Raw genomic sequence first — 19,878 nt, 5'->3', positions numbered from 1 at the left:
CCCGCGTAAAGCTATCTCTTTGGCGGAAACAGCGGGTTTTTGGTCTATACCGCGTGGCGATAACGCTTAATACGCAGATAACGGCGTCCCAGTCGCCAGCGTAAACGGAAAGTACAGGCGTTTTTCCAGATTAACCGCCAGATACCGCGGTCGAAGAATTCTTTAATAATAACATGCTTTTTCGACTCATCTTTCATGCTGTCGAAGGTGTGGATGATCCCCAGGCCTTCTTTGGCGATCTGCCAGCGACAGGCGGTGATATGGCGCACTTTATCCGGGTAGCGCTGGTTGATCGCCTCCAGCATCTCCAGAATCTTCATATAGTGGCGCGCCGAACGCATCAGCGTGTCGTCGTTGTCCGGCTTATGCGACACCGACTCAGAGTGGATGTAGTAATCATAGAACTGCTGGCTGGTGTACTGCACGCGCTCCGCGGCCAGCAGCGCCTCTGTCGTCCACGGGATATCCTGATGGCGCAGGCCGGGCTCGAAATGGAAGTGATGCTGGCGGATAAAGTCGTGGCGATAGATGTTGAGCCAGGTGACGTGTAGAAACTTCCGCGAGTCCAAGGCCTGCTTGAGCCAGACATGACCCGGCAGCACGCCGGTCGAGGGCAGGCGATCCAGCGGGAAGATCGGGTGGCTCTCGCGGCGCTTTTCATACACGTAGGTGCCGTTGCAGGTCGCGATATCGAGATGTTCTTTCTCGGCCATCTCCAGCAGCGTGCGATACATGTCCGGATAGAGTTTGTCGTCGATATCCGGAAACGCCAGATATTTGCCGCTGGCGGCGGCGAGGCCGGTATTGCGCGCGACCGAGACGCCCTGGTTTTCTTGCTCCAGTACCTGGACGTTCTGCAGCCGATCCCGCCATTCGGCGATCACCGCCAGGCTGTTGTCTGTCGAACCATCGTTCACCAGGATCAGTTCATAGCTTTCCAGCTGCTGCTGTTCAAGGCACTCAAAGAACTGCGCAAGAAATTTCTCACCGTTGTAGACGGCAGCCACGATGCTCAATAAAGGCGTTTGACTCATAAATCTTCGATCCTGGTTAACTAACGGCGTCAGGTGCGCTGCAGCTGACGGTACTGCTGACAAATGGACACGACGCTGAATTTTTCCAGCGCGGCGTCGTCGATAGTCGGCGGGTTATGGTAAATGCTTTGCATCGTCTGAGCCAGCGCCGGACTGGTCAGATCCGCCAGACCGCGGGCAAGTTCGCCGGTGAGGATCTCGGTGACGCCGCCGGGGCAGCGGGTGCTGGCAACCGGCGTATGCAACAGCAGCGCTTCCACCACCACATTGCCGAATCCTTCGCTATCGGAGCTTAAAACCAGCATCCGTGCGCCTTTGATCCACGGTAAGGGGTTTTTCTGAAAACCCTTGAACCACACCCGATCGTCAACCTGCAGCGTTTTGGCCAGCTGGCGCAGGCGCTGCTCTTGCTCCGGTTTTCCCTGGCCTAACAGCACCAGCGGCGCGTCAATGCCGCTTTGCGCATAGGCTTCAAGCAGGCGGTCGTGGCGTTTGCCTGGATGGAAGCGGCCGACGTGAATCAGATAGTCACCGGCCGGTCGCTCGCTCTCGGCTTCCGCCTCGGCGCGCAGAGTGGCGATATCGAAGGGGTTGTAGATGGTTTTCAGCTGTGCCGGACGCAGGGCGAAGGCTTCCACCAGATCGCGTCCCACGGCGTCGGAAACCGCCACCACGTTGCGACCCTGGTAAATTCGCTTAATTTTCTGCTGCTTCATCCAGCGGTCAAAGCCGGTGCGGTGCCCGAGATAGGAGGCAGAGAATACGCCGTGCAGGCAGAACCAGACGTTACGCTCGCGCAGCGCCCGGCTGCGGGCGACGATGCGGTCGGTTTTGTGCAGGTTGGAAAGCACGAGGTCAAATTGCCCCTGCTGTTCGGCCCGGATGACCGCGGCGTCCAGCTGGCGGGCGCGGCGGGACAGCTCGGTCAGCTTGCGCCACGGTTTACGGCAGCGATCGGCCACCACCTGATAGTCGAGACCCTCGGGCAACGGATACTCGCAGACATCGCGCAGCGAAATGAGCGACACCCGATCGCCGTCGCGCAGGAACTGTGCTGCCAGGGTCAGGACCACTTTTTCCGCGCCGCCGCCGGGTAAACCGTCAATCACAAATAAGATGCGCATCGTTATTTCACCAGATCCTGATAAAGAGAAAGCAGCTGGGTTGAGAGTCGCTCGCTGGTGCAGGCCATGATGCGCTCGCGGGCGCGACCACCTTGCGCGGAGCCCAGCGCGCGGGCAGGCAGGGCCATCACCGCCTGCTGCAGCGCCGGGATATCCAGGGCGTCGCAGACGTAACCGTTGTGGCCGTCGACGATAAACTCCGCCCCGCCGCAGCCGGTGGTGGTGATCACCGGCAGACCGCAGGCCATTGCCTCGAGAATGACGTTGGGGAACGGATCGTAGAGGGTGGGCAGCAGCAGACCATCGGCCATCTGATAGAAGGGCAGCGTCTCCGACTGCATGCCGAAGAAGCGCACCCGCGCTTCGCAGCCGAGACTCTTCGCCAGCGCCTGATAGCGCGGCTGATCCTTATCTTTGCCAACCACCAGCAGATAGCGATTGGTGGGGGCGATGGCGCGGATTGCCGCCGCCAGTCCCTTGCGCTCAAAGCCGGAGCCGACGTAGATCAGGCAGGTCGCCTGCAGCGGTAGCTGCCATTTGGCGCGTAAGGCGGCAAAGGTCTCTTCGTCCGGCGGCAGGAAGCGCTGGTTATCAATGGCGTTGTAAATAACGTGGATCTTCTCCGCCGGCAGGCCAAAGTCTTCGATGATCTCGCGCTTGATCATCTCGGCGTTGCAGATCACCCCGCGCAGGTGTGAGTCTTCATACATCTCGCGCTCCGCCTGCATGACGTAGCGGTGGTAACGGTCGGCGAACAGCAGGCGGCTTTTCCAGGCCGGTAAAATGCGCGAGCGCTGCTGCAGCCAGCGGCGATGAACGCCATCGCCAGCGCGGTAGAGATCGCAGCCGGGAATACGTTCATGGCTCTGCACCAGGTCAAAAGACTCACGCTGCCAGAGCGCACGCGCGGCGTTGGCAAAGCCGCGCTCGCGGCTGATGCGCCCCCATTTACGTGGGTTACAGATATGGATCTGCCAGTCCGGTTTCACCGGCCCCTGCCATTCGCGGGTGATGACGTTCAGCTGCAGATGACTGCTGTCGAGGGCTTCCAGCGCGCGGGAGACAAACCGTTCTGCGCCGCCGTCCGGGCGGTACTTCTGCCGCACCAGAGCCAGCCTGAATTTACTCATGCCAGTACCTTTTTCGCCGCTGCGATCACGGCGTCGGTAGGAATTAAATCGAGATAACGTTCTTCGGTGTTGGTGTTGATGGCGTCCGGATCGGGCAGTGGACCGAAGTCGCCGGCCCAGATCACCTCGCCTTTCGCCTGCCACGGACGCCAGAAGGTCAGCTTCGAGGGGCCGAACAGGGCGACCAGCGGAGTGCCGAGCGCCGCAGCCATATGCATCGGCACCGAGTCGACGCCGATAAACAGGCGGGCGTGATCGATCACCGCCGCCAGCTGGCGCAGCGTTAACTGGCCGGCTAAAGAGTGCAGACGCGCCTGCGGGCAGCCGGCGATGATGGTGTCCACCATCTTCTTCTCTCGATCGTCGGGGCCGGAGGTGAGCACCACCGCGTACCCCTCGGCGGACAGCGCGTTGATCAGGGCGCTCATACGATCTTCGCGCCAGCATTTAAAAAACCAGCGCGACGTTGGCTGGATGACGATGTAGTTTTCCCGGAACTCCTCCGGCAGCAGGGCGCGGCTGGTGGCCCAGTCTGCTTCGCTGTAGCCCATCCGCGCCGGCGCGTCGTTCAACGGGAGACCGAGCGGAGCGAGAATAGAGAGATTCTGCTGTACCGTATGCAGCTGGTTGTGCTGTTGGGTGGAGGCCAGCGCGGTGTGGCAATAGCGCCAGACCGGGTGGCGGCGCTTCGGAAAATCAAAACCAATCCGCGTCGCGGCGCCGGTCAGTTTGCTGATAATCGCGCTCGGCCACTGGTCAGCAAGGTTAAGCACCATATCGTATCGCTGCTGACGCAGCGTCTGAATGAGCTGCCATTGCATCTTCAACTGATGCCTTTTTCCCTGCTTTTTCCAGCGGCGATCGAGACCATAAATATGATGGATATCGGGGTTGGCGGCGAGCATATCCCGGGTCTCTTCATACAGCAGCACATCCACGCTGGCGGCGGGATACTGCTGTTTCAGCGCGTGAATAAGCGGCGTGATCAGCAGCATGTCGCCATGATGGCGCAGCTTAATGACCAGGATCCGCGCCGGGTTCAACGGGCCGCGGGAGAGGGTTTCAGGCGTCATACTCTGTTCTTCATCCAGGATAAGGGTTCCGATTCTAGGGGATCAGACAGATTGAGAGAAGCGTTGTATTGCTCTACCATGACCCGATACGTATGGCCTGAGGACGTTTTCGTGCACAATCCCGCATTTCTCATCACGATTGATACAGAGGGCGATAACCTCTGGCAAAAACATGACAGCATCACCACCGAGAATGCGCGTTATCTCCCGCGTTTTCAGCAGCTTTGCGAAAAGTATGGCTTTAAACCGGTCTATTTGACCAACTATGAAATGGCCATCGACCCCTTTTATATCGAATTCGCCAGAGACGTGATTGCCCGCGGCACCGCGGAAGTCGGCATGCATCTGCATGCGTGGAACAGCCCGCCGACCGAGCCGCTGACCGCCGATGACTGGCGGCATAAGCCTTATCTCATTGAATACAGCGATGCCATGATGCGTGAGAAGGTCGACTATATGACGCATCTGCTGGAGGATACTTTCCAGACTAAAATGGTCAGCCATCGCGCCGGGCGCTGGGCCTTTGACGAGCGCTATGCGCGTCTGCTGGTGGAGCACGGTTATCAGGTGGATTGCTCGGTGACCCCGCGGGTGAACTGGAAGACCGCCAAGGGAGCGCCGCAGGGCGATGGCGGGACCGATTATCGCCGCTTCCCGCAGCATGCCTATTTTCTCGATGAAAATGATATCAGCCGCGAAGGCCACTCTCCGCTGCTGGAAGTGCCGATGAGCATTCAGTACAAGCACTCAGCGTGGATGAACAGCGTGAAGCAGGGCTACGATCGCCTGCGGGGTAAAGTGCGTTCCCCCTCCGTACACTGGCTGCGTCCGATGGGCGGCAACGTGGAGACGATGAAAAAAGTCGTCGAACAAACGTTGACGCAGGGCAATGACTACGTGGAATATATGCTCCACTCTTCAGAGTATATGCCCGGCGGCAGCCCCACGTTCCAGAATGAACGGGATATTGAGCGTTTATACGCTGACCTTGAAGCCTTTTTTAGCTGGCTGGCGCCGCAGGTGAAGGGCATGACGTTGGCAGAATATTACCAGCGGAAAATCACACAGCGCTAACACAGCTCAAGGTACCGTATGCGTATCCTTAAACAATTAACGCGGAAAAAGAATGCTTTTTTCCGCGGCATTAAATTTAATTTAATTAACTATCGATACAGAAATAAGCCGGCGCGTAAAGCCTTCGACCCAGCGGCTGTCCGCCGCGTACTGCTATTGCGCCTGGACGATAAAGTCGGGGATATGGTGGTCACGACCGGCTGCGCCAGAATACTGGCCGAACGGGGATATCAGGTTTCGGTGTTAACCGGACCAATATGCTGCGAAATATTAGCAGGCTCAGAATTCATTCAGCAAGTATATTTATATCGGCCGCGCATGTCCTTAAATACGTTGCGGGCGGTAGGTTTTGATGCAGTTATCGATTTTGATGACGTCACCAGCTATGAACGCTTTAAATTACTCGCCGATTTACGGGCGGCCAGCGTGATTGGTTTTAATAAAGATCAATATAAACTTTACGATCATTCGATCGCTTTTTTTGACAGCAACAGCCATATTTCCCAGCGCTATAAACAGGTGGTGAAACTGTTTGGCATCGTTGACGACCACCCGTATCACTATCATCTCCCCGGCTGCCGCCATGAGCGGGAGAAAGTGGCTCGCTTGCTTTCCCAGGCCGGAGAGGTCGAACTGCGTATCGCCATTAACCCTTTTACCGCGTCTGAGGATAAAGACTTCTGTCGTCACCAGGTGGCGACCCTTGTCGAGCGGTTACGCGCCCTACCTTACCGGGTCTGTATCGTGATGGTGGGGCGTAGTGAGAAAATCCGCCAGCTGGGGCTGGATATGGCGCTGTATATCGCCGACAGCACCATCAACTCCGCCGTCGAAGTGATCCGCAGCTGTGATTTAGTCATTACGCCAGACACCTCGATCGTGCATATCGCCCGGGCCTTCGATAAACCGATGGTGGCGGTCTATAACAAGCGCAAACTCAAGGATACCGGGCTGCCCGGCTATCACATCTGGGCGCCGGGCTATGACAAGGCGAAACAGATTGTCTGTGAAGAAGCGAATGTCGCCGATGTGGCGATTGAGTCGGTGTGGCCCGTGATTAAAGAGCAGGCCGACCGGCTGGTCGCCGCCCGCAGTTGATTTAAAAGTGAATATAAAAAAGGGCCGCTGACGGCCCTTTTTGTTAGCGTTTTTCCGCCAGCCCTTTGCTGAGCGCGATGCCCAGCGGCAGCCAGAACAGCACCCAGGTTTCCCGGGGGTTGCTGATGATAAACATCCCCTGCGAGGCCATAAACACCAGCGCGTAAAACAGGATCGCCAGACTGTAGCGGCTGTCGGTGTGGCGCTTGCGCCACGCCTGCCATAGCCCGCAGGCAATGACCGCCAGCAGCAGCAGTAACCCCAGGATGCCGCCTTTCAGCAGGGCGCCCATATACACGCTGTGGGTGGTGGTGATGTGCTCGCCGCTGTAGTTGATGAAATCCAGTTCATAGCTGAAGCCGCGCCCCAGCCACGGCTGGCTGGCCATCTCCGACAGCGTATGATGCCAGATGCTCAGGCGCAGCCCGCTTTGGGTGCCAAGCTCTTCGAAACGGGCGAGCAGCATGTCGCCCACCGGCGTCATGACCAAAAGCAGCGCTACCAGCACAGCCAGCGCCGCGGCGATCAGCAGGTTGCGGCGGGTGAAGACGTGCAGGTGCAACGTGCAGCCGACCGCCAGCACCAGGGCGATGATCGGCCCACGGCTTTGGGTGAGCAGCAGCATCACCAGCATGATGACCACCGGCAGATAGAGCCAGTGGCTGGCTTTTTCTTTCAGTAGCATGCCGCAGATTAAAATGCCGATGCCGCAGTAACCGGCAAGATCGATAACGTTCGTTGGCCCGGGGTTCTCGGGGGAGACCGCTCGTGCAGTGAGGACCAGCGTGTGGTCGATAATCAGCGTCCACAGGGAGAGCACGGTGATCCCGCCAACCACCGCCAGCATGGCCAGGCGGCGGGTCCGTTCGTCGCTGAGCAGCATCGTCATCAGCAACAGATACCCCGTCAGATACACGCCGTGGGTGATCGGCGAGTCAATATGCTGCGGCGTATGTCCCCACAGGTTACTGAGGGCGTAATAGATAAAGAAAGCCGCCAGCAGCGTCCAGGTCTGCCACTGCTCGCGTAACACCCCGGCCAGCGCCTGGCGGTTTTCCTGGCGTACCAGCGACAGCAATAGCAGCAGGATCGATAAATGCAGCAGATTATTGGTCCGGGTGGACATGCAAAAAATCGCGCTGAAAAATAAAAACAAAGGAAAGACAATCGAGTAACCCTGTCTGGCGAAGCTACTCACTTTTAAAGTACTCATTAAACGCAACCTTTTCGAAGATAGTATCCGGCACAGCGCTTTCTGGGGAAAAATTAATCACCCGAATCTGACGTTGCTGCAGTACCTGCGCGGCATGCGCAAAGGAGGGCATGACGAGGGTATCCACTTTTGTTGCCAGGTAAGAAGGCAATTTTTCTTGTTGTGTTTCGTAGAATCGCGGCTGGTTAAAGTTGGTCATATCCAGGCCGCTCACCAGGATAGTATTGAAGCCCAGCCAGGCGAGAATTTGCAGCGCCCAGTAGACCACCGTGCCGGCATCAAAGATGCCCTGGCGAATATCGGTGCTAAAACAGATATCCGGGCGCTGAGGATGAAAGCACATCGCCGCATTCTGCTGGTAAGTGCGCTTTATCGCTTCGCTGGCGACTTTCGGCTGGTAAATCTTATAGCAACCGTCCTCAATCAACGCCAAACGGCAGCGTAGTGCGTCCCCATAGCGATCGAGGATTTTGGCGATCCCGTGCATGGTGGTGAACAGCAGAATCTCCGGCTGGCTGACAATGGCGCGGATAATATCAGGCTTCTTATCGAAAAATTCCATGTCGACGATGGTATAGAGCGAAAAGTGTAGCCGGTCGGCAAGATGCCAGGCGCCATTGACGCCCATCACCGGGATCGTTTTCGACAACAGGGAAAAATCGATATTGCGGGTTGAGGGGCCGGTGGCGGTCAGCAGGACTTCGCCCTGCATGCTGTTTTTCAGCGCGCTCAGGCTGACCAGCGGCACCGTTTTCCCTTTATAGCGTAACGCGCTGATTTCGCCGCTTGGCGCGCGCGTAATACGGGTAAAAGGCCACAGATTTTCATTGTGGCGATAAGCGCGAGGGCGCGTATAGCGGTAGATCTGTTTAAACAGGGATCCCATCAGAGCAGCCCCTGATTTTGCAGGAGAAGATGAACCCGGCTGGCCGGAATATCGCTGGTGCTGGTGCTGTTTTCCGGCCTGACGATATGCTGGTTTTTACCGTATCCGCCAATCAGCCCCGGATCGGTCGGGCCGTAGAGCGTGAAGTTCGGTTTATCCAGCGCGGCGGTCAAATGACTCAGTCCGGTATCGACCGAGACGACAGCCCGGGCGCTGGCCAGAACCTGCGCCACCTGCTCAAGGCTCATGCGCGGCAGCACTTCAACATACTCTCGGCCTTCCGCCAGTCGTTTTGCCCGCGCCTCTTCGTGCGGGGCGCCCCACGGCAGCTTAATGCGGACGCCGCTGTCGGCCAGCAGATCGAGAAGCTCCTGCCAGCGGGTTTCCGGCCAGTGCTTATCATCGCGGGTGGTGGCGTGCAGAAACACCAGATAGGGCGCGGCAGCGCTAGCCTCGTGCTGCAGGAAATGGCGCGCAATGGCGTAATCCCCCTGGGTCTGGGGTTTCGTGTAGCCAAGGCTTTTGGCGAACAGCTCGCGGGTACGCTCCACCGCGTGCTGCTGTTTCGCGATATGGTGGCGGCGGTTGTAAAACAGGCTCGCCAGCGGCTCGCGGGCCGTTTGCCAGTCCATACCGTGCTTGACGCCGTGCGCCAGGCGAGTAACCAGCGCGGCGCTTTTCACCAGCCCCTGGGCGTCGATGATGGCGTCATACTTTACCGCCTGCACGGCCTCGCGGAAGGCTTGACGCTCCGCTTTAATCGGCGCGGAAAACCAGGCTTTACGCCAGCGGCGGATCGCCACCGGGATCACCCGCTCGACGCTTTCATGCCAGGAGGGGATCTGCGCGAAACCCTCTTCAACCACCCAGTCGAAGCGAATGCCGGGGATGGCCTGCGCAGCGTCGGTTAGCGCGGGCAGCGTGTGTAGCACGTCGCCCATGGACGAGGTTTTTACGATCAATACCCGCATCCGTTACGCTTCCTCGTGCTCGGTTTTTTCCGCTAACAGTTCGTTCAGCTCTTGCAGGACGCGTTCTGGGGTGATGTCGATCAGGCTCTGATGATAGCCTTCCGCGGCATCGCCTTTGCGCACCTTGTGGTAGCCGCTAATCAGGCGGATAACCCGCGCTTTATGCGACAGCGGCGGGGTGAAGTCCGGGCTGCTCGGGCCATACAGCGCCACCAGCGGGCGGTCCAGCGCGGCGGCGACGTGCATCAGCCCCGAATCGTTAGTCACTACAGCTTTACAGGCGGCGATCAGAATGACCGCCTGCTCCAGCTGGGTTTCACCCGCCAGATTACGACACCAGGCCTGCTGCTCGCTGCTGAGGGCGGCGATGATCTCTTTGCCGGCCTCGTTATCTTTCGCCGAGCCGAATAACGCAATCTGATAGCCATCGTCGATAAGCTTTTTCGCCAGCGCAGCATAGTGATAGTGCGGCCAGCGTTTGGCCGGACCGAATTCCGCGCCGGGGCAGAAGCCGATGATCGGCCGCTCGTTTGAGAGATTAAAGGCGTTGCAGGCCTGTGATTTTTCGCCATCGTTGACCTGCAGCTGCGGCCACAGCAGCGGCTGCGGCAGATCTTTGGCGCAGCGCATCACGCCGTTGTCGTAGGCCAGCGCCACGTAGCGTTCCACCATCAGCGGCCAGGCGTCTTTGTCCAGCACCCGGGCGTCGTTGAGCAGGCCGTAGCGCATCTCGCCGCGCCAGCCGGTGCGCAGCGGGATGTTGGCAAAGAAGGGGACTAATGCCGATTTAAACGAGTTCGGCAGCACGTAAGCGCGATCGTAGCGACGCTCGCGCAGGCTGTGGCCGAGCTTGCGGCGTTCGCCGATAGCCAGCGCGCCGTGGCCCAGCGGCATCGGGATCGCTTCATTCACTTCCGGCATGCGCGATAGCAACGGACGGCACCAGGCTGGCGCCATCACGTCGATAATCGCCTGGGGATAGCGCGCCCTGAGCGTACGATAAAGACTTTGCGACATCATCATGTCGCCCACCCAAGACGGGCCTACCACCAGAATTTTCATGTTATCTCTTACGCATCCCGATTCAGCCAGGCCATATATTCCGTTACGCCTTCGGCAACGGTTTTGAACGGTTTGTCATAGCCCGCTTTGCGCAGGTTAGTCAGATCGGCCTGGGTGAATGCCTGGTAGCGGCCTTTCAGTTTGTCCGGGAACGGGATGTACTCAATGCTGCCTTTTTTATGGAAAGCCAGGGTCGCATCGGCAACCGCCTGGAAGGATTCCGCGCGGCCGGTGCCAAGGTTGAAGATCCCGGACACGCCGTTTTCCCAGAACCACAGGTTGACGTCTGCCACGTCGCCCACGTAGACGAAGTCGCGCTTGAAGCCGTCGCTGCCTTCGAACAGTTTCGGACTTTCGCCATTATTCAGCTGGGTGTTGAGGTGGAAAGCGACGCTCGCCATGCTGCCTTTGTGGCCTTCGCGCGGCCCGTAGACGTTGAAGTAGCGGAAGCCGACGATCTGCGAATTGGCTTCCGGCAGGATCTGGCGGACGTATTCGTCGAACAGGAATTTGGAGTAGCCGTAGACGTTCAGCGGCTGTTCGTACTCACGGGACTCGATGAAGTCGCTGGTGCGCCCGCCGTAGGTGGCGGCGGAAGAGGCGTACAGGAACGGGATTTCGCGCTCCAGGCAGTAGTGCAGCAGCTCTTTAGAGTACTGATAGTTGTTATCCATCATGTACTTGCCATCCCACTCGGTGGTGGAAGAGCACGCGCCTTCGTGGAAGATCGCTTCGATTTCACCGAACTCTTCACCCGCCATTATCTGGATCAGAAAGTCTTCTTTATCCATGTAGTCAGCGATGTTCAGGTCAACCAGATTCACAAACTTGGTGCCGTCTTTCAGATTGTCGACAACCAGAATGTCGGTGATGCCTTTGTCATTCAGCGCTTTAACGATGTTGCTGCCGATAAAGCCTGCGCCGCCGGTAACGATGATCATAACTGTACCTTTGAAGTTGGGAGCCCGAAGACAATCCGGGCATGAATGCTCATATCATATCACCACATGAGCAAGCCTACAGCCATTCGCAGAATAAGGTGCTGGGCTGACGTGATTTATGCTGCAAATAATTCATTCAGGCCTGCATCATCTCGTATCAGCGTATAGCTTTGGGTAATATGTGCCAAATTTTGCCGAATCTGGAGAGTTGCAATGCGTGGTGATTTCTACAAACAGTTAACGAGTAATCTGGAAACCGCTCGGGCCGAAGGCTTGTTCAAAGAAGAGCGGATCATCACCTCGGCGCAGCAGGCGGACATTACCGTCGGCGACAGCCATGTGATTAACTTCTGCGCCAATAACTATCTGGGTCTGGCGAACCACCCGGAACTGATTGCCGCGGCGAAATCCGGCATGGACAGCCACGGCTTCGGGATGGCCTCGGTGCGCTTCATCTGCGGTACCCAGGACACGCATAAGCAGCTGGAGAAGAAGCTGGCCGATTTCCTCGGTATGGAAGACGCGATCCTCTACTCCTCCTGCTTTGACGCCAACGGCGGCCTGTTTGAAACGCTGCTCGGGCCGGAAGACGCCATTATCTCCGACGCCCTGAACCATGCCTCGATCATCGACGGCGTGCGCCTGTGTAAAGCGAAGCGCTTCCGCTATGCCAACAACGACATGCAGGAGCTGGAAGCGCGTCTGAAAGAAGCGCGCGAGGCCGGCGCGCGTCACGTGCTGATCGCCACCGATGGCGTCTTCTCGATGGATGGCGTGATCGCCAACCTGAAAGGCGTTTGCGACCTGGCGGATAAATACGATGCGCTGGTGATGGTCGATGACTCCCACGCCGTCGGCTTCGTCGGCGAAAACGGCCGCGGCTCTCATGAATATTGCGACGTGATGGGTCGCGTCGACATCATCACCGGCACGCTGGGTAAAGCGCTGGGCGGCGCCTCCGGGGGCTACACCGCCGCACGCAAAGAGGTGGTTGAGTGGCTGCGCCAGCGTTCCCGTCCGTATCTGTTCTCCAACTCTCTGGCGCCGGCCATTGTGGCCGCCTCCATCAAAGTGCTGGAGATGGTTGAAGAGGGTGCAGACCTGCGCGATCGGCTGTGGGCTAACGCGCGTCTGTTCCGCGAAAAAATGACCGCGGCAGGCTTCACGCTGGCGGGCGCCGACCACGCCATCATTCCGGTGATGCTGGGTGAAGCGGTGGTGGCGCAGAACTTTGCCCGCGAGCTGCAGAAAGAAGGGATCTATGTCACCGGCTTCTTCTATCCGGTGGTACCGAAAGGCCAGGCGCGTATTCGCACCCAGATGTCGGCGGCGCATACCCCTGAACAAATTGAGCGTGCGGTGGAAGCCTTTACCCGCATCGGCAAACAACTGGGCGTCATCGCCTAATAAGGGTGTGAGATGAAAGCGTTATCCAAACTGAAAGCGGAAGAAGGCATCTGGATGACCGACGTACCGGAACCGGAAGTCGGCCATAACGATCTGCTGATTAAAATCCGCAAGACCGCTATTTGCGGAACCGACGTGCACATCTACAACTGGGATGAGTGGTCGCAGAAGACCATTCCGGTGCCGATGGTGGTCGGTCACGAATACGTCGGCGAAGTAGTGGGGATTGGTCAGGAAGTGCGCGGCTTTAAGATTGGCGACCGCGTCTCCGGCGAAGGGCATATCACCTGCGGCCACTGCCGCAACTGCCGCGCGGGCCGCACCCATTTGTGCCGCAACACCATCGGCGTGGGCGTTAACCGCCCGGGCTGCTTTGCCGAGTATCTGGTGATCCCGGCTTTTAACGCCTTTAAAATCCCCGACAATATCTCTGATGACCTGGCGTCTATCTTCGACCCGTTCGGCAACGCGGTGCACACCGCGCTCTCCTTCGATCTGGTCGGGGAAGATGTACTGGTTTCCGGCGCCGGTCCGATCGGCGTGATGGCGGCGGCGGTGGCGAAACACGTCGGCGCGCGTAACGTGGTGATCACCGACGTCAACGAGTACCGTCTGGAGCTGGCGCGCAAAATGGGCGTCACCCGCGCGGTGAACGTGGCGAAAGAGAACCTCAACGACGTGATGGCCGAGCTGGGCATGACCGAAGGTTTCGACGTGGGCCTGGAGATGTCCGGCGCGCCGCCGGCGTTTCGCAGCATGCTCGATACCATGAACCACGGCGGCCGTATCGCGATGCTGGGTATCCCGCCGTCGGATATGTCCATCGACTGGACCAAGGTCATCTTCAAAGGGCTGTTTATTAAAGGGATCTATGGTCGCGAAATGTTCGAAACCTGGTACAAAATGGCGGCGCTGATCCAGTCTGGTCTGGACCTTTCACCGATCATCACCCACCGCTTCGGCATTGATGATTTCCAGAAAGGTTTTGACGCGATGCGCTCCGGCCAGTCCGGTAAAGTGGTTCTGAGCTGGGAATAACGCCTCCGGGCTGTTGTAAAAATCAGCAAAAAAGGCGCCTGCGGGCGCCTTAATTTAGATTTGGATAACATTTTTAGCCTGCTTAATATTAAGCGCACAATTTCTACATCGATTTTACGGTTATTCGCTTATACAGTGTGTTTAGTCGCGGTTTAACTTTGTAACTATCATGCTTAAACTCTCCGTATGCTTACTGACCTGTAACTCTGCGCGCCTGCTGATGGAGGTGCTGCCGCCGCTGCTGAAGGTGGCCGATGAATGTATCGTCGTCGACTCCGGCAGCACCGACGAAACGGTCTCTATTTGTCAGCAGTTTGGCCTCACCGTCCATCATCATGCCTATAAAGCCCACGGCGCCCAGATGAACTACGCCATCGGGCTGGCCAGCCATGACTGGGTGCTGTGTATGGATAGCGATGAGATTCTTGATAATGACGTAGTGGCGGCCATTCAGGCGCTAAAAGCGGGGGAGGAGCCGGACCCAACCTGCGCCTGGCGTCTGCCGCGCTACTGGTTTGTGCTCGGCACGCAGGTGCGAACGATCTACCCTATTTCTTCGCCGGATTACCCGGTGCGTCTCTTTAACCGCCAGCAGGCGCGGTTTAACGACCGGCCGGTGGATGACCAGGTGGTCGGACACGCACGCTCCGTCAGGCTGCCGGGCTTTGTACGCCATGACACCTTTTATTCGCTGCATGAAGTGTTTAATAAGCTAAACAGCTATACCACCCGGCTGGTGAAGTACCAGCAGATCAAACCTTCGCTGACGCGGGGGATCGTCAGCGCCATTGGCGCTTTCTTTAAGTGGTATCTCTTTAGCGGAGCGTGGCGCTATGGCAAAGTCGGCGTGGTCACCGGCCTGTACGCCACGTTTTACAGCTTTCTCAAATATTTTAAGGCGTGGTACGCCCACGAAGATAACCAGGCGCCCGTCGCGCAAAAGCGAACGGACCCCTGAGTGGTCTAGTTGCCGGGATTGTCCCAGCCCTGCCATTTGAGGCGATAGTACTGGACCAGCGCGCTCTGGCTGATGCTGTCGCTGAGGATAGTGAAGAAGCGGCTGGCGTTCACGGGCTCCAGCGGGCGCTTCGGCTTGCAATACTTCACGCCGTGGAACGGATTACGCGGCTTCTGCTGCTGCGGCGGCGTTTGTTGCGCGGGCGGCTGAGCGTAGTTTGGCGTCGAGTTGTCGACCTGCGGCTCGTTGAGCAGGCTGCTCGGGCGCACCAGCGTGATATCCGGCGGCAGGTTATAGACCATCTGCTGCAGCACCCGCACCGTCGTTGGATGCGGATGGCCAATGGCTATTGCCGAACCGTTGCGCCGCGCCAGGGCGATGGCGCGATTGAACTGGGTGCGGATATCGGCTTCATTCTGCGTATCGTCAAGAAACACCTTGCGCTTAATCACCTTCACCCCGGTGCCCTGCGCGGCGCGCATGGCCTGGGTGTTGCCGATGGTGACGCTGTCGAGAAAATAGAGATTGTAGCGCTCCAGGGCCTGCATCACCTTCTGCATGCCAAACAGGTTGGAGGTCATCGCGCTGCCCATATGGTTATTCAGCCCGATGGCGTAGGGAACTTTGCCGTAAGCCTCGCGAATGATGCGCTCGATCTCCTCGCTGCTCATTTCGGGACGCAGGGTGTCTTTTTCCAGCGGCTGTTTGCTGAGCGGCGCCATCGGCAGGTGGATGAGCACTTCATGGCCCAGATTATGCGCTTTCGTGGCCATTTCCCGGGCGTGCGGCGCGTTCGGCAGCACGGCGACGGAGATAGTTGACGGCAGCGCCAGCACCTGATTCTCGGTCTGCGGGCGGTAGCCAAAATCGTCAATAACGATGGAGAGTTTGCCAGCGAACGCTGGCGCCGCCAGAGCCAGCGAACCGGCTACGGCAAGAGCAATTGCGCGAAATTGAAGCAAAACTTATCTTCCCAACCACGGCTGTGGATTGACCGCCTGACCCTGGCGGCGAATTTCGAAATAGAGCGACGGACGGCCCTGACCGCCGCTGCTGCCTACGAGCGCGATAGGCTGACCGGCACGAACCTGCGTACCGACGCTGACCAGCGCGCTTTGGTTATAGCCATACAGGCTCATGTCGCCTTTGCCATGTTCGACCACCACCACCAGACCATAGCCCTGCAGCCAGTCGGCCAGAATGACCCGACCATCGGCAATGGCTCTGACTTCGGTGCCTTCAGACGCGGCGATAACCATCCCTTTCCAACGTAGTTCACCTTGCAGCTGTTCGCCATATCGATGAAGGAGCGGACCGCGAACCGGCCAGAACGCCTGGCCGCGCGGCGAGCCCAGCCCGCCGGTGCGTGACATCAGCGAACGCTCGCTTTCCGTTGGTTTATAGGTGGTGCCTTTGCGCGATGCTTCCTGCTGGCGGTCGCGCACCGCCTGCGCATCGCGAGCTTCCCGATCGGCTCGGGCTTTGGCGGCAGCCTCCGCCTGGGCGATACGACCGCGTAGGCGCGATTCGTTAGCCCGCAATTCACTTAACTGTTGCTGACCCTGCTGAATGGCGGACTCCAGACCGGAAAGGGTCTTTTTCCGTTCGTTACGCGCCTGCTCCAGCTTCGCCTGCTGGGCTTTTTGTTCGTAGACCAGCGTCTGCTGCTGGCTCTGCTTCTCTTCGAGCATCGACTTTTGCACCGCCATCTCTTCGCGCGTTTTCTTCAGCTCCGCAATAGTCTCCTGACGGGCCTGGTTGAAATAGCTGAAGTAGACCTGCATCCGCTGATTGCGCTGGCCCTCTTCACCGCTCAGCACCATCTGGATGCCGGTATGCGGCCCCTGGCGGAACGCGGCGTCAAGCTGCGCGGCGAGGTTACGTTCCTGAGACGCGCGCTGACGCTCCAGCTTCGCGAGAGAAGCGTTCATCTCGTCAATCTGCTTATTGAGCTGGTTCAGGCTGTCCTGGGTTTCACGCAGTTTGCGGGCCGCGGCGGCGATCGCCTCTTCCTGCGCTTTGAGCTGGGCGAGCAGGCTTGCGCGCTGCTGCTGCTGTTGCTTAATCGCCCGCTGCCTGGCGGCGATGTCGGCCTGGATGGACTTTAGCTGATCGCGATCGTCGGCGTGCGCAGATGACGCGCACAGCAATACGCCAGCGCTGAGCGCGCTGGCGTAAAGGACGGATCGAACTGCCGTTGCGATCCATGTAGTTGAATACGTCGCCTTTCCCCTCATGGGGAAGGATTATTCCACGATGAACAGCGGCTTGCCAGTCATCTCTTGCGGGATTTCCATTCCCATCAGCGACAGCATGGTCGGGGCGATGTCGGAAAGTTTACCGCCATTGACCGCTTTGACCGCTTTGTTACCGACGTAGATCAGCGGAACCGGCAGGTTGGTATGGGCGGTGTGCGCCTGACCGGTGGCCGGGTCGCGCATCTGCTCGGCGTTGCCGTGGTCGGCGGTGATCAGCAACTGGCCGCCAACGGATTCCACCGCCTGAGTCACCTGGTCGATGCAGTGATCCAGCGCTTCAACCGCCTTCACTGCCGCTTCCATCACCCCGGTATGGCCAACCATATCGCCGTTCGGGTAGTTACAGATGATGGTGTCGTATTTGCCACCTTTGATGGCGGCGACCAGTTTCTCGGTCAGCTCGGCGGAGCTCATTTCTGGCTGCAGATCGTAGGTTGCCACTTTTGGTGAGTTAATCAGAATACGCTCTTCGCCTTTAAACGGCTCTTCTACGCCGCCGTTGAAGAAGAAGGTGACGTGAGCGTATTTCTCGGTTTCGGAGATGCGCAGCTGGGTTTTATCGTGCTTCGCCATCCACTCGCCGAAGGTGTTAGCCAGTGAGGCGGGCGGATAAGCGCAGGCGACTTTGATGTCGGCGGCGTATTCGGTGAGCATCACGAAGTCGAGGTTAACCACTTTCTTACGCGCGAAGCCGTCGAAGTCGGCGTTGACGAAGGCGCGGGTGATTTCACGCGCGCGGTCAGCACGGAAGTTCATGAAGATCAGCGCGTCGCCGTCTTCCATCGCGGCATCGGCCTGGCCGGCGGCGCGGATAACGGTGGCTTTGACGAATTCGTCGTTTTCGTCACGGGCGTAGGCGGCCTGCAGACCCGCGACGGCGGTATCGGCCTGGAATTCGCCTTTCGCCAGGGTCATCAGATCATAAGCTTGTTCCACGCGATCCCAGCGGTTATCGCGATCCATGGCATAGTAGCGGCCAATAATAGACGCGATGCGGCCTTTGCCCAGCGCGGCAAATTTGGCTTCGAATGTCGCCAGCGTTTTTTCCGCGCTGCGCGGCGGCGTATCACGGCCATCAAGGAAGGCGTGCAGATAGATTTTCTCAGCGCCGCGCTCTGCTGCCAGCTCCACCATCGCCATGATGTGATCTTCGTGGCTGTGGACGCCGCCCGGAGACATCAGGCCCATGATGTGGACCGCTTTACCGGCGGCAACCGCTTTGTCGACCGCGGCGGTGAGTACCGGGTTGGCGAAGAAGGTGCGTTCTTTAATTTCAACATCGAGACGGGTCAGGTCCTGGTAGACGATACGACCGGCGCCCAGGTTGACGTGGCCTACTTCGGAGTTCCCCATCTGACGGTCCGGCAGGCCGACTTCCAGGCCAGATGCATCGATCAGGGTATGCGGACGTTTGGCCCACAGGGCGTCCATTACCGGCGTTTTAGCGCTGTAAATGGCGTTATCCTGTTGGTCTTCGCGATAGCCGTAGCCATCCAGAATCACCAGTACCATAGGTTTTTTAGAAACCGACATTGCGACAACCTCATGCTCAAAGACAGAAATTTTGCGTAATTTTACTACAGCTGAATCGTTTAAATCCCCGTGAAAGATCAAAGAAAGGGAAGGGGCGGCGTCAGAGGCGATGATGAAGGCGGCTTTTTTTTCGTGACCGCCCGCAGAAAATACATTACATCGCGCTCACTGGCTGTATTTGCCGCAATGCACAGGTATACTCCTTCCCTGGTTTTTTATCACTTAGTCGGGAGTTGTAACCCCCCATGCAAGAAATTATGCAATTCATCGGCCGTCACCCGGTCCTGAGCATCGCGTGGATCGCGCTGCTGGGTGCGGTACTCTTCACCACCTTTAAAGGGTTGATGTCGAAAGTTAAAGTCATCACCCGTGGTGAAGCGACGCGTCTTATCAATAAAGAAGATGCGGTGGTGGTCGACCTGCGTCAGCGTGACGATTTCCGTAAAGGCCATATTGCCGGCGCCATCAACCTGCTGCCTGCCGATATCAAAGCCAATAACGTCGGCGAGTTGGAAAAACACAAATCGCAACCCATTATTGTGGTAGACGGTTCCGGCATGCAGGCGCAAGAGCCAGCCAGCGCGCTGAACAAAGCCGGGTTTGAAAAAGTCTTTGTACTGAAAGAGGGCATCGCAGGCTGGAGCGGCGAAAACCTTCCTCTGGTACGCGGCAAATAACTTACCTCGCGTGGTAATGCCGCCGCGCTTTCCCCTTCATGCCTGACGTGAGGGGAAGCTCAGGCTGCGGCGTAAAACCCCAGGGTAAAAACAGGAGTAAAGTCATGGCCAATATTGAGATCTACACCAAAGCGACCTGCCCGTTCTGCGTACGCGCGAAAGCGCTGTTGAACAGCAAAGGCGTAACGTTCCATGAGTTGCCGATCGATGGCGATGCCGCGAAGCGTGAGGAGATGATCCAGCGCAGCGGACGGACGACGGTTCCGCAGATTTTTATTGATGCGCAGCACATTGGCGGCTGTGACGACTTGTATGCGCTTGATTCACGTGGTGGACTTGATCCCCTCTTGCGCTAATTTTTGCGCGCTTTCCCTGGCGGAAGCGCGTATTTAAGGACAACA

General features: G+C 58.1%; 19 protein-coding genes. 7 read left to right on the top strand and 12 right to left on the bottom strand.

Going from position 1 to position 19,878, the window contains the following annotated elements; genetic code table 11:
• Positions 1-44: 44 nt before the first annotated feature.
• Genes A1WC_RS01630 through rfaQ form a run of 4 tightly spaced genes read right to left on the bottom strand, consistent with a single transcriptional unit; the run spans position 45 to position 4,361 of the window.
• A complete protein-coding gene (locus A1WC_RS01630; protein ID WP_016161957.1) occupies positions 45-1,034 on the bottom strand; it encodes a glycosyltransferase in 990 nt (329 codons plus the stop codon).
• Between the two features lie 29 nt (positions 1,035-1,063).
• On the bottom strand, positions 1,064-2,158 hold the full coding sequence (locus A1WC_RS01635) for a glycosyltransferase (protein ID WP_008806840.1): 1,095 nt from the start codon (positions 2,156-2,158) through the stop codon (positions 1,064-1,066).
• 2 nt (positions 2,159-2,160) lie between these two features.
• Entirely contained in the window at positions 2,161-3,288 is a 1,128-nt protein-coding gene (locus A1WC_RS01640; RefSeq protein ID WP_016161956.1) for a glycosyltransferase family 4 protein, read from the bottom strand.
• Entirely contained in the window at positions 3,285-4,361 is a 1,077-nt protein-coding gene (gene rfaQ / locus A1WC_RS01645; RefSeq protein WP_016161955.1) for a putative lipopolysaccharide heptosyltransferase III, read from the bottom strand. Before rfaQ ends, A1WC_RS01640 begins: the two co-directional genes overlap by 4 nt.
• A gap of 111 nt (positions 4,362-4,472) precedes the next feature.
• On the opposite strand from rfaQ, the gene A1WC_RS01650 reads away from it, so the two are divergent.
• Positions 4,473-5,435: a polysaccharide deacetylase family protein gene (locus A1WC_RS01650; RefSeq protein ID WP_012540311.1), complete on the top strand. Its 963-nt coding sequence runs from the start codon at positions 4,473-4,475 to the stop codon at positions 5,433-5,435.
• Positions 5,436-5,453: 18 nt separating this feature from the next.
• Positions 5,454-6,533 (top strand): glycosyltransferase family 9 protein, encoded by a 1,080-nt coding sequence (locus A1WC_RS01655; protein ID WP_008806844.1) that lies wholly within the window; start codon positions 5,454-5,456, stop codon positions 6,531-6,533.
• Between the two features lie 43 nt (positions 6,534-6,576).
• On the opposite strand, the gene A1WC_RS01660 is transcribed toward A1WC_RS01655, so the two are convergent.
• Genes A1WC_RS01660 through rfaD form a run of 5 tightly spaced genes read right to left on the bottom strand, consistent with a single transcriptional unit; the run spans position 6,577 to position 11,606 of the window.
• Positions 6,577-7,746 (bottom strand): O-antigen ligase family protein, encoded by a 1,170-nt coding sequence (locus A1WC_RS01660; RefSeq protein WP_016161954.1) that lies wholly within the window; start codon positions 7,744-7,746, stop codon positions 6,577-6,579.
• Complete coding sequence (locus A1WC_RS01665) at positions 7,724-8,632, bottom strand: sugar glycosyltransferase (protein ID WP_012540313.1); 909 nt, start codon at positions 8,630-8,632, stop codon at positions 7,724-7,726. Before A1WC_RS01665 ends, A1WC_RS01660 begins: the two co-directional genes overlap by 23 nt.
• Positions 8,632-9,603, bottom strand: coding sequence for a lipopolysaccharide heptosyltransferase RfaC (rfaC, locus tag A1WC_RS01670; RefSeq protein ID WP_016161953.1), 972 nt, complete (start codon positions 9,601-9,603; stop codon positions 8,632-8,634). Before rfaC ends, A1WC_RS01665 begins: the two co-directional genes overlap by 1 nt.
• Before the next feature lie 3 nt (positions 9,604-9,606).
• Positions 9,607-10,665, bottom strand: coding sequence for an ADP-heptose--LPS heptosyltransferase RfaF (gene rfaF / locus A1WC_RS01675; protein WP_008806848.1), 1,059 nt, complete (start codon positions 10,663-10,665; stop codon positions 9,607-9,609).
• 8 nt (positions 10,666-10,673) lie between these two features.
• Positions 10,674-11,606: an ADP-glyceromanno-heptose 6-epimerase gene (gene rfaD, locus A1WC_RS01680; RefSeq protein WP_008806849.1), complete on the bottom strand. Its 933-nt coding sequence runs from the start codon at positions 11,604-11,606 to the stop codon at positions 10,674-10,676.
• Positions 11,607-11,819: 213 nt separating this feature from the next.
• Here rfaD and kbl point away from each other — a divergent pair, with 213 nt between their 5' ends.
• From kbl to A1WC_RS01695, 3 genes are all read left to right on the top strand, one after another.
• Entirely contained in the window at positions 11,820-13,013 is a 1,194-nt protein-coding gene (gene kbl, locus A1WC_RS01685) for a glycine C-acetyltransferase (RefSeq protein WP_012967063.1), read from the top strand.
• Between the two features lie 12 nt (positions 13,014-13,025).
• Entirely contained in the window at positions 13,026-14,051 is a 1,026-nt protein-coding gene (tdh, locus tag A1WC_RS01690) for an L-threonine 3-dehydrogenase (protein WP_004205051.1), read from the top strand.
• 169 nt (positions 14,052-14,220) lie between these two features.
• Positions 14,221-15,009: a glycosyltransferase family 2 protein gene (locus A1WC_RS01695; protein WP_012540315.1), complete on the top strand. Its 789-nt coding sequence runs from the start codon at positions 14,221-14,223 to the stop codon at positions 15,007-15,009.
• Positions 15,010-15,014: 5 nt separating this feature from the next.
• On the opposite strand, the gene A1WC_RS01700 is transcribed toward A1WC_RS01695, so the two are convergent.
• The 3 genes from A1WC_RS01700 to gpmM are packed head-to-tail and all read right to left on the bottom strand — an operon-like array spanning position 15,015 to position 18,800.
• Positions 15,015-15,971, bottom strand: coding sequence for a divergent polysaccharide deacetylase family protein (locus A1WC_RS01700; RefSeq protein ID WP_016161952.1), 957 nt, complete (start codon positions 15,969-15,971; stop codon positions 15,015-15,017).
• Between the two features lie 3 nt (positions 15,972-15,974).
• On the bottom strand, positions 15,975-17,246 hold the full coding sequence (gene envC, locus A1WC_RS01705) for a murein hydrolase activator EnvC (protein ID WP_008806853.1): 1,272 nt from the start codon (positions 17,244-17,246) through the stop codon (positions 15,975-15,977).
• A gap of 9 nt (positions 17,247-17,255) precedes the next feature.
• Positions 17,256-18,800 carry a 2,3-bisphosphoglycerate-independent phosphoglycerate mutase gene (gene gpmM / locus A1WC_RS01710; RefSeq protein WP_008806854.1) on the bottom strand — a complete coding sequence of 515 codons (1,545 nt, stop codon included), beginning with the start codon at positions 18,798-18,800 and terminating at the stop codon, positions 17,256-17,258.
• Between the two features lie 245 nt (positions 18,801-19,045).
• On the opposite strand from gpmM, the gene A1WC_RS01715 reads away from it, so the two are divergent.
• Both A1WC_RS01715 and grxC read left to right on the top strand, forming a co-directional pair.
• Positions 19,046-19,477, top strand: a complete 432-nt coding sequence (locus A1WC_RS01715; RefSeq protein ID WP_008806855.1) for a rhodanese-like domain-containing protein — start codon at positions 19,046-19,048, stop codon at positions 19,475-19,477.
• A gap of 104 nt (positions 19,478-19,581) precedes the next feature.
• Positions 19,582-19,833, top strand: a complete 252-nt coding sequence (gene grxC, locus A1WC_RS01720; RefSeq protein WP_008806856.1) for a glutaredoxin 3 — start codon at positions 19,582-19,584, stop codon at positions 19,831-19,833.
• Positions 19,834-19,878: the final 45 nt, after the last annotated feature.

Origin of the sequence: Klebsiella sp. KTE92 (genome assembly GCF_000398905.1) — a bacterium.
Lineage (GTDB): Bacteria > Pseudomonadota > Gammaproteobacteria > Enterobacterales > Enterobacteriaceae > Klebsiella > Klebsiella variicola.
The sequence above is the reverse complement of the archived record's forward strand: the minus strand, read 5'-3'. Positions and strand labels throughout refer to the sequence as shown.